The sequence below is a fragment of the Campylobacter sp. JH23 genome, from assembly GCF_017846595.1.
GTDB classification, from domain to species: domain Bacteria; phylum Campylobacterota; class Campylobacteria; order Campylobacterales; family Campylobacteraceae; genus Campylobacter_D; species Campylobacter_D coli.
In genome coordinates this window covers 198,676-212,964 of the sequence record NZ_JAEQBP010000004.1, presented here as the reverse complement: position 1 = coordinate 212,964, position 14,289 = coordinate 198,676, and the positions used below count along the sequence as shown (strand labels likewise).

Annotated in this window: 14 protein-coding genes; 1 reads left to right on the top strand and 13 read right to left on the bottom strand. The window is 31.6% G+C overall.

Features of this window, described 5'->3' with window-relative positions; translation table 11 throughout:
- Positions 1-21: 21 nt before the first annotated feature.
- Both KAR88_RS05475 and KAR88_RS05470 read right to left on the bottom strand, forming a co-directional pair.
- A complete protein-coding gene (locus KAR88_RS05475; protein WP_002777185.1) occupies positions 22-660 on the bottom strand; it encodes a MarC family protein in 639 nt (212 codons plus the stop codon).
- A gap of 3 nt (positions 661-663) precedes the next feature.
- Complete coding sequence (locus tag KAR88_RS05470; protein ID WP_002782179.1) at positions 664-1,020, bottom strand: methionine-R-sulfoxide reductase; 357 nt, start codon at positions 1,018-1,020, stop codon at positions 664-666.
- Positions 1,021-1,183: 163 nt separating this feature from the next.
- Between KAR88_RS05470 and KAR88_RS05465 the strand changes: the two genes are divergently transcribed.
- Positions 1,184-1,981 carry a ferritin-like domain-containing protein gene (locus KAR88_RS05465; protein ID WP_002783701.1) on the top strand — a complete coding sequence of 266 codons (798 nt, stop codon included), beginning with the start codon at positions 1,184-1,186 and terminating at the stop codon, positions 1,979-1,981.
- Here KAR88_RS05465 and pssA read toward each other — a convergent pair.
- The 11 genes from pssA to KAR88_RS05410 all read right to left on the bottom strand — a co-directional run bounded on the left by pssA (position 1,978) and on the right by KAR88_RS05410 (position 14,287).
- Positions 1,978-2,703, bottom strand: a complete 726-nt coding sequence (gene pssA, locus KAR88_RS05460) for a CDP-diacylglycerol--serine O-phosphatidyltransferase (protein ID WP_002777189.1) — start codon at positions 2,701-2,703, stop codon at positions 1,978-1,980. The two genes, KAR88_RS05465 and pssA, sit on opposite strands and share 4 nt — an antisense overlap.
- A gap of 9 nt (positions 2,704-2,712) precedes the next feature.
- The gene (locus KAR88_RS05455; RefSeq protein ID WP_002790132.1) at positions 2,713-3,327 is read right to left on the bottom strand and encodes a phosphatidylserine decarboxylase; all 615 of its coding nucleotides are present in this window, start codon (positions 3,325-3,327) and stop codon (positions 2,713-2,715) included.
- The gene (gene ftsH / locus KAR88_RS05450) at positions 3,327-5,273 is read right to left on the bottom strand and encodes an ATP-dependent zinc metalloprotease FtsH (protein ID WP_002780655.1); all 1,947 of its coding nucleotides are present in this window, start codon (positions 5,271-5,273) and stop codon (positions 3,327-3,329) included. The genes KAR88_RS05455 and ftsH overlap by 1 nt, the downstream gene beginning before the upstream one ends.
- Entirely contained in the window at positions 5,273-6,121 is an 849-nt protein-coding gene (locus tag KAR88_RS05445) for a 50S ribosomal protein L11 methyltransferase (protein ID WP_002777195.1), read from the bottom strand. Before KAR88_RS05445 ends, ftsH begins: the two co-directional genes overlap by 1 nt.
- A gap of 13 nt (positions 6,122-6,134) precedes the next feature.
- Complete coding sequence (locus tag KAR88_RS05440; RefSeq protein ID WP_002777196.1) at positions 6,135-6,527, bottom strand: chemotaxis response regulator CheY; 393 nt, start codon at positions 6,525-6,527, stop codon at positions 6,135-6,137.
- Between the two features lie 214 nt (positions 6,528-6,741).
- A complete protein-coding gene (gene pglF / locus KAR88_RS05435; protein WP_002777199.1) occupies positions 6,742-8,514 on the bottom strand; it encodes a UDP-N-acetylglucosamine 4,6-dehydratase (configuration-retaining) in 1,773 nt (590 codons plus the stop codon).
- A gap of 2 nt (positions 8,515-8,516) precedes the next feature.
- A complete protein-coding gene (pglE, locus tag KAR88_RS05430; RefSeq protein WP_002777202.1) occupies positions 8,517-9,677 on the bottom strand; it encodes a UDP-N-acetylbacillosamine transaminase in 1,161 nt (386 codons plus the stop codon).
- Positions 9,678-9,831: 154 nt separating this feature from the next.
- Entirely contained in the window at positions 9,832-10,419 is a 588-nt protein-coding gene (gene pglD / locus KAR88_RS05425; protein ID WP_002780649.1) for a UDP-N-acetylbacillosamine N-acetyltransferase, read from the bottom strand.
- Positions 10,406-11,008 carry an undecaprenyl phosphate N,N'-diacetylbacillosamine 1-phosphate transferase gene (gene pglC, locus KAR88_RS05420; RefSeq protein ID WP_002777206.1) on the bottom strand — a complete coding sequence of 201 codons (603 nt, stop codon included), beginning with the start codon at positions 11,006-11,008 and terminating at the stop codon, positions 10,406-10,408. Before pglC ends, pglD begins: the two co-directional genes overlap by 14 nt.
- Positions 11,001-12,131, bottom strand: a complete 1,131-nt coding sequence (pglA, locus tag KAR88_RS05415; protein ID WP_002777209.1) for a N,N'-diacetylbacillosaminyl-diphospho-undecaprenol alpha-1,3-N-acetylgalactosaminyltransferase — start codon at positions 12,129-12,131, stop codon at positions 11,001-11,003. The genes pglC and pglA overlap by 8 nt, the downstream gene beginning before the upstream one ends.
- Before the next feature lie 11 nt (positions 12,132-12,142).
- On the bottom strand, positions 12,143-14,287 hold the full coding sequence (locus tag KAR88_RS05410; RefSeq protein ID WP_002780646.1) for an STT3 domain-containing protein: 2,145 nt from the start codon (positions 14,285-14,287) through the stop codon (positions 12,143-12,145).
- Positions 14,288-14,289 lie beyond the last annotated feature (2 nt).

Below are 14,289 nucleotides of genomic sequence, written 5' to 3'. Positions count from 1 at the left end.
TATCAACTTTTTATTGTCTAATCAAATGTTAAATATATTTTTGATACCTATTATAATCATCTTACACCCCATCGCCACAATAAAAACCTGAGCGATACGCGAAAAGACATGTAAAATAAGCTTTCCAACAATTTTTTCAATCGTAGCAGCAAAATGAAAAAGTGCAAACATAAAAATAAAAGCTATTATCACACCTCCAAAAGCTATATCCAATCCACCATCCTCTGAAATCACTATCACACTAGCTAAGGTTCCAGGACCTACAAGCATTGGAAAAGCCATAGGTATTAAACTTTGGCGTAAAATTTCTTTCTCATTTGCTTCTTGATAAGAATCAAAACTTTGAGTTGCAAGCTTGGTTGAAAATAATAAATTTTTAATAGCCATTATAATTAAAACCAAACCCCCAGAAACTCTCAAATCATCTAAAGAAACCCTAAAAATATAATTCATAAACAAAGGTCCTGAAAATAAAAAAGCAAGCACAATAGCCAATGCTGTATAAAGTATAGTTCTAAAAAGTTTTTTTCTAAGGGCTAAAGGTAGGCCATCGCTCATGGCTAAAAATTGCGTTAAATTACCAAAAGGATTTAACACAGCCAATAATGTTATGCCCGCAAAAAACATTAAATAAAGCTCAGAGCCTACATTTGAAAACATTTATTATTCACCTTTTACAAATTCTAAAGAGATGGAATTAACACAATGTCTAATATTTTTAGCAGAAAAACCCTCTCCCTCAAATACATGGCCTAAATGGCCATTGCAATTTGCACATACAATTTCCGTGCGAATGCCATCTTTATCAGGAAGTCTTTTAATAGCCCCTTTGATTTCATCATCAAAGCTTGGCCATCCACAACCTGACTTGAATTTATCTTCAGATCTATAAAGCTTAGACCCGCATTGCTTGCAAAGATAGATCCCTTTTTCATAAAAATTATTATATTTACCACTAAAAGGAGCTTCAGTGCCCTTGTTTAAAATAACCCTAGCTTCTTCTTCGTTTAATTTTTTCATAGTTTATCCTTGATGAAATTGTTCTAAATTACTACTTAAGAATTATAGCAAATTTTATTTTTTATCAAAATGTATTTTCCAAAAAAGCTTTAGTTTGAATTTTTTATAGTAAAAATTTAGTTTTATATATTAAAATCAAAAAAATATTTTAGAAAGACTTAAAATGCAAAAAGAATTTTTTAATGAACTTGAAAAAATACTCTATGAGCAAAATCTTGATAACAAATTTGAAAATTTTGCTATATTTTATGATGATTTTAAAAGCCAAAAATTCATTTTTAATCACGAGCAAGGAAGTATTTTTAAGACAAATATTAACCCTGCTTTAAAATTATTGCACCCTACTCGCATTAGACGCCCTAAATTTGTAAATTCTACCCATTCTTTAGCAAAGATTGTTCATTCCATTGCGCATATAGAATTTAGTGCTATCAATTTAGCCTTAGATGCAAGTTATCGTTTTAAAAATCTGCCTCAACAATTTTATATCGATTGGCTAGAAGTTGCCGATGAAGAAATCAAACATTTCAAGCTTTTAAATGCAGCATTAGATGAGCTAGGTTATAAATATGGGGATTTTGCTATTCATGATAACTTAGAAGCCGCGCTTGAAGCCACAAAAGATTGTTTGAGTTTAAGAATGGGAGTGGTTCACCGAGGGTTAGAAGCCAAGGGGCTTGATGCAAATCCTTTTGTAGTAGCAAAACTTGAAAGCTCAAACCATCCCATAAAAAGTCTTTTAAAAGATGTTTTGCATATTATCTTAAATGATGAAATAAAACATGTAAGCAAGGGTGATAACTGGTGGAAATTTTCCAATCAAAACAATTATGATTTTATAGAACTTTGTAAAATGTTTAATCAATTTTCCCTAGCAGGTAAAAAACTTAATATCGAAGCAAGAATAAAGGCTGGATTTAGCAAAGCAGAATGTGAGGCTATAGCTCAATTCTATGCTTAAGCTTTCATCTTAAATTTAGAAAAAATAAGGGTATAAATCGCTCTTATTATCCCATAAATCACATACAAACTTGCTAAGATTACTAAACTTTCAAGTGGATAAAGATATAAAAAAGAAAAAACAATAATTAAGATAATCAAAACCTTTAAAACACTTGATCTATTAAAATCTAGCTTTTTAAAACTTGGATAGCGTATATTGCTAACCATTAGCAAGCCTAAAATCGCTTGCAAGATTAAAAAAATGATTCCATATGCTCTTAAAAAATCATAATAATAATAACTATAAGTCCAAATAGCACTTACTACAGCAGCAGTAGGTATAGGAAGTCCTATAAAAACAGATGGTTCATAAGTTCCTGTAGTGACATTAAATCTTGCTAGGCGTATTGCTCCAAAAACAACAAAAAAAGCAGTTATTAAAGAGCCATATCTTCCAAATTCAGAGCCAATAACCATATAAAAAAATATGGCCGGTGCGGCGCCAAAGGCTATCAGATCGGCCAAAGAGTCAAATTCAATGCCAAATTTAGAAGTAGTCTTTGTAAGCCTTGCAACACGACCATCAAGACCATCACATATTAAAGAAAAAATAATATACAATAAAGCCATATAATAATTGCCTTGTATAGAGGCGATTATAGAAATTACACCCAAAAACGCTGAAGCTGCTGTAAAAAGATTGGGTAAAATATAAATAAATTGTGATTTATTATTGTTCATTTTTTATCCTTAAGCTAAGTAGCCTAATAAAGAACCTGATTTTAACTCGTCTCCAAGTCCTACATGAATTCGTGTATCTCTTGGCAATAAAATACTTATGGTTCCATTAATTAAAAAACCCATTTTATCTCCAACTGTCAAGCTATGAGATAAATTATCAAGCTTCAATTTTCTATCAAAAGAGCCTGCATATATCCGTAAAACAACATTAGATCCGTTACTTGAAGCAAAAATACTTACATTTTCATTCATTATTCTAGCGCTTTTTAATTCGCTGCATAAAAAAAGTCCATGCTTTAGCGCAATATCATTAATATCCATTTTAAAAGGAGTGTAAAAAGCTCCAGCATCATAAAAAGCATTTTTAATGCTTATTTCAACACTTTCACCTAAATATTTATCAAATGTATTTTCTATTCTAGTTATCCTGCCATCAATAGGTGATAATATAGCCTTACTATCATTGCATACCCTTACACGATTTGGGATTCTAAAAATAAACAAAAGTACCAATAAAAATAAAAAAAGAAGGACAGAAAAGCTATAAAATATCCAACAAATAACAAATAAGATAAAAACTATAGCTATAAACCAATGTCCTTCTTTAGTAATATATTTTCCCATTACTCTGCTTGTTTGCTTTCTTCTTTATGTTCTTCGTTTATTTCCTGCAAACGCGTAGGAAGATTGTTTTCATTTTCATAACTTTTGATAATATCTCTTACCTTAGCACCTTCTATGGTTTCTTCTTCATAAAGTGCTGCAACCATGGTTTCAATCGCACCCTTATAAGTATTTAAAGTGTCTTTAACATCTTTATAACGCTCATCCAAAGTCTTTTTAACATAATCATCTAAAGATTCAGCCATTTTTTCAGAATAATCTTTTATAGTTTGGCCACCTGTTAAAAAAGTATTTCTTTGCTTTTCAAGCACCATCAAGCCTGCAATTTCACTCATACCATACATTGAAATCATAGCCTTGATAATATCTGTTGCTCTTTCAAGGTCATTGCTTGCACCGGTAGAAATTTCGCCTATAAATACCTCTTCTGCAGCACGCCCGCCCAAAAGCACATCAACTTCGGCAATAAGCTCATGCTTTTGCATTAAAAATTTATTTTCTTCAGGCGTATTGAGTGTATAACCAAGTGCAGCAAGCCCTCTAGGAATCACAGAAACCTTACTAACGCGTTTTGCACCCTTTGTAGTTTCAGCAATTAAAGCATGTCCACATTCGTGATAAGTAATGATTTTCTTCTCTTTGTCGTTAATGCGACGTGATTTCTTTTCAAGGCCAGCTATAGCTCTTTCAACAGCTTCTACAAGATCATTTTGTTCTACATATTTTTTCGAATCCCTACCTGCTAAAAGCGCTGCTTCATTGATAATATTTGCAAGATCAGCTCCCGCAAGCCCTGCGGTTAAACGCGCTATATCTTCTACTTTAACCTTTGGAGAAATTTTCACATCTTTCATATGCACTTTTAAAATATCACATCTACCTTTAAAATCAGGCTTATCAACCAAAACTTGACGATCAAACCTTCCCGGTCTTAAAAGGGCCGCATCCAAAACTTCAGGTCTATTAGTAGCTGCTAAAACAATTACTGGAGAACTTTCAGTCCCAAAACCATCCATTTCAGCTAAAAGCTGATTTAAAGTTTGTTCTCTTTCATCATTGCCACCCATCATACCGCTTGCGGCACGACTTTTACCTATGGCATCAATTTCATCGATAAAAACAATAGCAGGAGCTTCTTTTTTTGCATTTTCAAATAAATCCCTCACACGAGAAGCACCCACACCCACAAACATTTCTATAAAAGATGAACCCGAAACGCTAAAAAATGGCACATCAGCTTCACCCGCTACTGCTTTTGCTAATAATGTTTTTCCTGTGCCCGGAGGTCCTACAAGCAATAAACCTTTTGGAATTTTTGCACCAAGCTTAATGTATCTTTCTGGATATTTTAAAAAATCTACTATTTCCTTAACTTCTTCTTTTGCCTCTTCTACGCCCGCAACATCGTTAAATTTAACTTTTGGTTTTTCTGAATTTACAAGTTTTTTAGAGCTGCCTATACCAAGTATAGAACTTCCCATGTTTTTTTGCATACGACTTGCCAAAAACATCCAAATTCCAAAGAAAATAAATATAGGCAAAACCCAAGAAAATAAAATATCTGTAAACCAATTTGTTTCAGAATAAGCTCCATAAGCAATATTCTTACTATCAAGCAAGCTTACAAATTCAGGATCATTAACTTTTTTAGTAGTATAGACTGTATTTTGAGCACTAGAAACTGCTTTTATAGTAGTTTGTCCTATACTTACTTGATTGATCTGTCCACTTTCAATAAGTTTTTTGAGTTCAGAATAAGGTACATTTTTGCTAACCTCAGTTCCATTTAAAGCACCACCTAAAGATCCATTGCCATCAAAAAATCCCTTAAAGACAATTATCATAACAATAGCAAAAATCGCAAAAATAAAAATTGGATTCTTGTTGAAAAAGTTATTGCCCTGCGGATTACCCTTATTGTTAGGAGCATTGTTGTTATTATTCATCATTTTTCCTTTGTTTTATTTTTATATACCAAAGAGCACCATTCATTGATTTGCATTTCATCAATAAGCTCTAAATCCTGAAATTTTTCTTTTACTCTTGTTTTATACTTATCCAAAATTCCAGATAAGATAAGTATAGCATTATCTTCTAAATGCTTTTTAATATCTTTTTCTAAAATCAAAATCACATCAGCAATTATATTTGCAACCACCAAATCATATAATCCCTCTGCCTTATCTACAGAACCATGCCAAGCTTGTGCGAAATTTACATTATTTAACTTTGCATTGTCTAAGGCACTTTCAATAGCCAAATCATCAGTATCGCAAATTTCAACTTTGCATCCTAATTTTGCCATAACAATGGCTAAGATACCGCTTCCACAGCCTATATCTAAAGATCTTGAATTATTTTTAGCAAATTTTTGTAGAAATTTTACACAGCCATAAGTACTTTCATGATGCCCAGAACCAAAAGCTAAAGCAGGATTGATTTTAATATTAAGATAATTTTCTTTTTCTTCTTGCCAAGTAGTATGAATATAAATATTATCAATTAAAATGGGCTTTATTCCTTTTTTATATTCTTCCACCCAGTCTTTATTTTCTTTTTTTTCAATGCTTTTATGAAGTATAATATTTTCTTTTAAATTGAATCTTTGACTTAATTTTTGGGCAAAAATTTCAATTGCCCAAGCAAGCTCTTCTAAATTTTCTTCCGAGCGTATATAAATACCATTATCTTTTTCTTCTATAGCGTCTACACCCAAATCGAAAACAAAATCAAGAAATAAATTTTTATACTGCTCTTGAATTTCAAGAAACAGTTCATAATAAAATTTTTGCATTAATTATTAAAAATTACTCAGCTTCAGAGTCTCCGTTGCCGGTACCTAAAACATCTTCAAGTTTTTCTTTTAATACTTGTGGAGTAAAAGGCTTAACTATATAATTGTTTACCCCTGCTTTTAAGGCAGTAATCACCTCAGCCTTGCCCCCTTCGGTAGTAACCATAATAATAGGCATATCTTCATATTTTTTTTCTGCTCTTACTTTTTTAACAAGCTCTAAGCCATTCATCTCAGGCATATTCCAATCAGTAATTAGAATTTTAATATCTTCGTTTTTTTCAAGTAAATCCCAAGCTTCAACTCCATGTTCAGCTTCAAGAACATCATTATGTCCGAGTCTTGTTAGGGTATTTTTTATAATCCTTCTCATAGTAGAACTGTCATCAACAACTAACAATTTCACAATTTCGTCCTTTCAAAATTTTCATAAATTTTATATATTGTATCCTTTTTAGCCTTATTAATCAAGTTTCTAAAAAATTTTAAAAGTGAATTATAGCATTTTTTACTATATTTTTGTTTAATTTTTTTTATAAAAATGATTGTTTTTTAATTTTTTAATCCAAAATTTCATAAAGAATTTCAGTAAAATCAAACTTTAATATATTAAAATAATATTAATTACCATCTTTATTATGATTAAATTCAGGAACTATTTCTTTTAAAATTTCAGCTATATTTTGGCAATCTTGCAATTTTTTAATATAATCATTTAAAATTTGAATATCCATCTTTTCATTTTTAGCAACAAAAATACTCTCATATTCTGTCTTTGCATCATTCTCATCGATTAGCAATTCTTCAAAAAGCTTTTCTCCACGTCTTAAACCTGTGATTTTTATCTCTAAGTCTTCTCGGTTGGATAGAATAAGCATTTTTTTAGCCAAGTCCATAATCTTAACCGGCTCGCCCATATCCAGCACAAAAAGCTCACCTCCTTTTGCGATAGCTCCAGCTTGCAAAACAAGCTGCACTGCTTCACTTACTAGCATAAAATAACGCACTATATCAGGGTGAGTTAAGGTTAATGGCTCATTATTTGCAATTTGAGCTTTAAATTTAGGTATCACACTTCCACTTGATCCTAAAACATTTCCAAAGCGCACACAAGAAACTTCAAAATTTTCATCACTCGAATTTAAGGTATAAAGCTCACATACTCTTTTAGTGCATCCCATGATATTTGTTGGACGTACCGCCTTATCTGTACTTATCATAACAAATTTTTTTACTTTATTTTTTTTAGCTACATCGCATAGAGTTTTAGTACCTACGATATTATTAAGCACAGCAGAATGCGGATTTTGCTCACAAAGAGGCACATGCTTATAAGCAGCTGCATGCAAGATCAATTCAGGCTTATACTCCTTAATAATCTCATCTAAACTTTGCTCGTCTAAAATACTAAGCAAAACAGGGGTAATTTTTTCTTTATATAAGCTTAAATCTTCATTAATCTTATAAAGATTAAATTCGCTATGATCAAGCATTATAAGATGTTTTGCACCAAATTTAATACACTGCTTACAAAGCTCACTTCCTATAGTTCCGCCTGCGCCACTTACCAAAACTACTTTATCTTTTAAAAATGAAGCCACAGCACTATCATCTAAATCTTTAGGTTTTCTAGCAAGCAAATCTTCTATGCTGATATCTCTTGCTTCATTTCTTGTAAAAGAAAAAATCTTAACATCACTGATTCCATAAGCAATAAGCTCTTCAAACAAAGCTTTAAGCTCAGCTTGATCTAGTTTTAAAGCTATAATAGCAGTTTTAACACCTTCATTGACATAATCTTTAATTTTACTTTTATCTTCAACGATAAATTTATCGCAATATGTTCCTATAAGCTCTCTTCTAGCATCTACAACACCCACAGGAAAAAGACCCAAAGAGCCTTCCTTTGCTCCCTTTAGCAAATGCAAAGCCTTTGAAGTAGCACCCACCACTATACAAGGAGTTTCTTCTTCTTTTGCGCGGGAAGGCTTAAAGTCTATAAGCATTCTTTTAGAAATTCTTAAAGTGCCTACAAACATATAAGAAAGAATAAGATCAATACCTATAACCGAACGCGGGAAAGGATTGAAAAAATCATCGTAAAAATAAAAAATCAACAAAAAACAAATTTCAGCCAAAACCAAAGCAAAAAATATCTTTCTTGCTTCACTTAAGGAAAAAAACCGCCATGCCACCTTATAAATTCTAAAAATAAATAAAAAAGCTATTTTTAAAACCAGTAAAATAAGTCCCGCTTTAATCATACCCTCATAAAAAATACTAGGAATTTCCCCGCTAAAACGCAAAGAAAAAGCTAAAAATATAGAGAGTATAAACAAAAATGCATCAAAACATAAGAAAAAAATCAGCCTTTTGCTTTTATAAAAATCCATCATCAAGCCTTTACGCTCTTGATAATAAGTTCTGAAATTTCACGCACATTGTCTTTACTCATCGCTGTGCCACTTGGCAAGCATATCCCTTTTTTAAAGAATAACTCACTATTGCCATTTACATAAGCCTTGGCACCTTTGAAAACCTCTTGAGTATGCATAGCTTTCCAAAGTGGGCGTGTTTCAATTTGCTCTTTTTGCAAATCTGTTATAAGTTTTGAAATTTTTGGATGCAAAATCAAGTCTTTTTGCGAAATTTCTATACATTTTTGATAAGCATTCATTTCGTTTTTATCAAAATCAATCAAAGCCGTGCTTAACCAGCGATTGCTTCTTGAATTTTCAAGCTCATCTAAAAAGACAAAACTATCACCTAAAAATTCTTTATACCACTCATAAATTTCTCTTTTTTTTAGCACTCTTTGTTCTAAAACTTCCATTTGCGCCACGCCAATAGCGCCTAAAACATTACTCAAGCGGTAATTATAACCATAATCTAAATGTTCATAATGCAAACAATTTTCCCTTGCCTGAGTGCTGTAAAATCTCGCTCTTTCGATTTTTTGCTTATCTTTACCTATAAGCATACCACCGCCTGAAGTGGTGATGATTTTATTTCCATTATAAGAATAAGCTCCAAATTCTCCAAAAGTTCCTAAAGCCCTACCCTTGTAAAAACTTCCCAAAGCCTCGGCGGCATCTTCGATTAAAATAATATTTTCTTTTTCGCAAATTTGGACGATCTCATCCATTTTGGCCGCATTGCCATAAAGATGAGTTAAAATTAAGGCTTTTGGTTTTTTTTCGCTCTCTTTAATAGCAAGCTTTAACAGATCAATATCTATATTAAAAGTCTCATCACAATCAATAAAAACAGGTTTTGCCTTAAGATAGCAAATAGGAGCCACTGAAGCAATAAAAGTAAAAGATGAAGCTAAAACAATATCATCTTGCTCCACTCCTGCTACTCTTAAAGCCAAGTGCAAAGCGGCCGTAGCTGAATTTAGCGCCAAAGCATTTTCGCATTGAGCGTAATCTTTAACACTTTCTTCAAAACGATTTACAAATTCGCCCAAAGGAGCTATATAATTGCTTTTAAATACTTCTTCTATATATTTTAACTCATTGCCACCCATGTGCGGAGGAGAAAGAAAAAACCTCATTTTTTATCCTTTATTATAAACAGTGATTTTACTAAGATGATGTATTTTATCTAAAATAATTTACTAAGTATCAAACATTAAAAATTCTTTTGCGATCAAAGCTTATTTTTATTATATCTTAAGATTAAAAGTAACTTTTTAAGGATTAAAATATCTACATTCTTTTTGCAGGCACTCCCACAAAAACACCCTTTTCGCTTTGACTTTTCACTAAAGTCGCCCCACCCCCTAAAATGCTATCATCTGCCAAACTTAAATTTGGCAAAACACAAGAATTAATCCCTAAAAAACAATTTTTGCCAATTTTGACATTTCCTGCACACTTAGCCCCAACGCTTATATGGGAAAACTCACCCACCTCACATTCATGCTCTATCACGCTTGAAGTATTTAAAATCACGCCTTTTTTGATTTTTGCTTTTGCATTTACTACCACATAAGGCATTATTAAAATTCCAGCATCTTCTGCTATATCCGCACTTTGGCTAATAATCGCACTTTTGTGGATAAGATTTACGATCTTAAAGCCACTGTCTGAAATTTGGTTAAAAAGCTTTTTTCTTATTTCATTATTTCCAATAGCTATGAAAATATCATATTTTGGCAAAGAGCTTTCAAATTTTTTACCCTTAAAATCATCTAAAAAAATACATTCTTTATAGCCCAAATTCGTAGCGACATCAGCACAAACAAGCCCATGTCCACTCGCACCATAAATGTAAATTTTTTCAGTTCTTGCCATTAAATTTCTCCGTTGTAACATGACCTTCTTTGCTTACTCCGCTTCTTTTTAAAACCTTTAAGGCTGTTAAGAACATGATTTTTAAATCTAGTAGAAAAGAAATATTTTTTACATAATACACATCAAGTTCAAATTTTTTTTGCCAAGAAATCGCATTTCTACCATTTACCTGTGCCCATCCTGTGATACCAGGACGCACTTTATGGCGGAGTTTTTGCTCTTCATTGTAAAGGGGTAAGTATTCTACTAAAAGAGGTCTTGGACCCACAAAACTCATATCACCCTTTAATACATTAAAAAGCTGTAAAAGCTCATCTAAGCTTAAACTTCTAACAATCTTCCCAAAAGCCTTCAAACGCAACTCATCACTTAAGAGCTCGCCCTTTTCATCTCTTTCATCACTCATGGTTTTAAATTTATAAATTTTAAAAATTTTTTCATTTAAACCTGGACGATTTTGAGTAAAAATCACACTACCTTGAGTTATTTTTAAAAGCAAAGCAGTGATTAAAATAAGAGGCGAAAAAAGCACCAAAAGAAACAAAGCCAAAACAAAATCAAAAATTCTTTTTATCCATTTCTCATACATTTTTAATCACCCTATCATAAAGTTCTAAATAACGCTGCGCGATAACATTTTCATCGTATTGTAAAGCATCCTTAGCTGCATTTTTACCTAGATTGATTCTTAAACTTTCATCTTCTAATAAAACTTGTATTTTTTCTATTAAATCTTTACTATCTTTGGTCTTAGCCCAAAGCCCATCATAAGCATTTGAAATTGCCTCAACACAACCCTCACAATCACTTACTACAATAACTTTGCCACAAGCTTTCGCCTCTAAAACACTTACTGGAAATCCTTCTTTATAGCTTGGCAAAACAAAGATATCGCAATTTTGCAAAAGTTCCACTATATCACTTCTAGCACCCAAATAAAAAACCTTGCCTGAATTTAAAAATTCCAAACTCGCACAAGAAGGATTATCATCTCTTCCGCCCACTAAAACAAAATTTGCCCTATCTTTTAAATACTCTGCACTTTCATAAAATTCTTTTACACCTTTATGCCACAAAGCCCTAGCTATCATCAAAACAATAGGCTTTTCATCAATTTTTAAATTTTGCCAAAAAGCTTTTTTAGCTTCTTGCTCCACTCTCATAGGAAAGAATTTTTTAAGATTGATACCCACGGATTTAATCACGCAAATTTTATTTTCCTTAAGTCCTAAATTTCGCATAAAATCCGCATTAGCTTGATTTACAAAGATGAAAGAATCAGCGATTTTAAAACTAAGTTTATAAAGAGTATTGATAACAAAACGCACTAAATTTGCTTTAAAACCCTTGTCTATATAAAAAGATCCAAGTCCCTCAACAAGACCGATTTTATAAGGAATTTTGGCATATTTTGCAGCTATTAAACCAAAGGTATTGCTCTTATGAGCTCCACTTTGCAAAAGATCCAAATTTAAGTTTTTTAAAACATTTTTAAGATGTAAAAAATTTTTAAAAACAATTAAAGGATTTAAACTCGCTCTTGAAAGCTCATAAACAACGATATTTAAATTTAAAGCCTTTAATTTTTCAGTATATTCATCTTGTGGCACTATGACAAAAACCTCATCTCCTCTTGCAATCAAAGCTTTAATTATAGGCAATCTAAAATGATATATACTTGCTCCTGCGTGAGTTAAAAAGCCTACTCTCATTGTAAAAACCTTTAAATTTTGAGTTTAAAAACTTTTGCATCTCTAGCATTAATCACTAAATCATACAAATTTTTATCATAATTTCCAAGGAAAAACATTTGCACATAAGCACTATTAAACATAGTTTTATCCATTAAAATAAACTGAGCATAAGGTATGGTGCTATCTTTAAGATAAAAAATATAAAATTGAGCCATATCATCAATAGGAGTGATTTTATATTCACCTTGTTTGATAGAATTAATCTCTATGATACTATTTACGGATATAGTACTATTATTTATTTTAAAACTTCTAAAATCATCGCTTAATGCAATACCATTGCTAAGATAAATTTCTCCATTTTTAACATCAAGTGGATAAGCTGCACTAAAAGTAAAAGGTTTATTTATCTCACCTGTCTCCAAATCCACAAAAGAAAAACTAGCCACAGTTGAAAAAATCAAAGACATTCTAGCTGGCATATAGATATACACATCGCGTGTTTTTGGCATATTGATTTTAAAATCAGGCTTGGAAAGCGAAGCTAAAAACAAATCCACATTATTTTGATTATAATCTTTCATCATGGCTTGTAAAAGATCATTTTTTAAAATATCATTTAAAGGGGCGTAAAAACTTTTTTCTGTGTATTCTACACTAAGTCTTGCCATATTTGCAGCAGCCACTTGATCTTTACTTAGAACAAAAGATGGGAAAAAATTATCCTTGCCTAAATGCTTACCCCCATCAGCCAAAGTTTTAACATCGCTGTAATACCTAATAGGATATCCATAATCCCACCAAGTTACTACATAATCTTCTCTTTGTGCAATTTTTTTAAGCTCATCTAATTTCGTAGCCTCATTTTGAGAAAAAACAGTTGGTGCTTTATAATTGTTGATATGATAGAACATAGGAATTAAACTTAAAAAAGTAAAAATAAAAACGCCTATATTGGCCCACCAATAGGTATTATTGTTTTTTTGTTTTCTTTCTTGCAAAAGACTCATTAAAAAACCAAATCCAAGTGCTAAAACAGGTACTGCATAAATAGTAAAACGAAGTCCACTCTTAAGTGCTAAAAATCCTAAAGCTAACATCGGCAAAGCCAAAATCATACTTTTATGTTTTCTAACAAGGAAAATAAAGCCGATTAAAGATACAAAAAATACAAGCTCGCTTCCGCTAATCCTTTGCATAAAAATACTTAAATCTATACTTTCTACCTCTTGTATGGTTTGATTTACATTAAAATACATAAAACCTTGAGCCAAATTTGCACTCTCATCACTTCTAAAAATATAAAATTTAAGTTGATAGAGTATAGGATCAATTCCACCGCTTAGTATCAAAAATACCAAAGTTGCCAAACCTAAAATTCCAAGCAAAGCAAAGCTAAAACGCTTATTTTGCAAAACAAAAAGACTAAAAAGTATGACAATGATGGCGCTTTGATAAAACCAAGCTATATTTGAAAGTGTGATAGAAGCTAGGATAATAGCCATATAAAGCGTTTTTTCTTTTATATGAAAAACCAAGGTATAAATAAAGAAAAGTCCTAGTAAAGCAACATTTAAAGTATAGCTTGATGGATACCACCAAAGATAAATTCCTACAAACAAAGGCAGTGTTATTAAAGATAATAAATCTTTTTTCAAAATCAGCCTTATCATAAAGAAAACTATCATCATTGCAAGAACTATAACAAGCATATCAGTATCATAATATCCGCTCATCGTGCGGTTATAATAGCTATTAGCTATACTGGCTAGCAATGCTGCAACAAACCCCATTAAAGGGCGTTTGTATTCATTAGCAATCAAAATCAAAGGTATAACCACCAAAGAAGATAAAAAAGTACTGATATATATAAAAATGCTTTCTAAAGAAAAAGGAGTTATTTTATAAAACCAATATGTGAGCGTTGAAAGCGAAGAACCATAATAACTCAAATCATTAGGTTGATGAAAACCCGCTATCATATCTCTTGCACCCTCTGCAAAAGCATATCCATCATTTGAGATAATCATAAGCTCGTTATTGAAAAAATATTCATTAAACTCACTTGCCCAAAAAATCCAATAAAACCTACATAAAACACTAAAGACATACGCTAAAATTATAAAAGCCAATAAAATAAAAGTTGGGTTTTTAAAGTATTCTTTTTTTAACATAT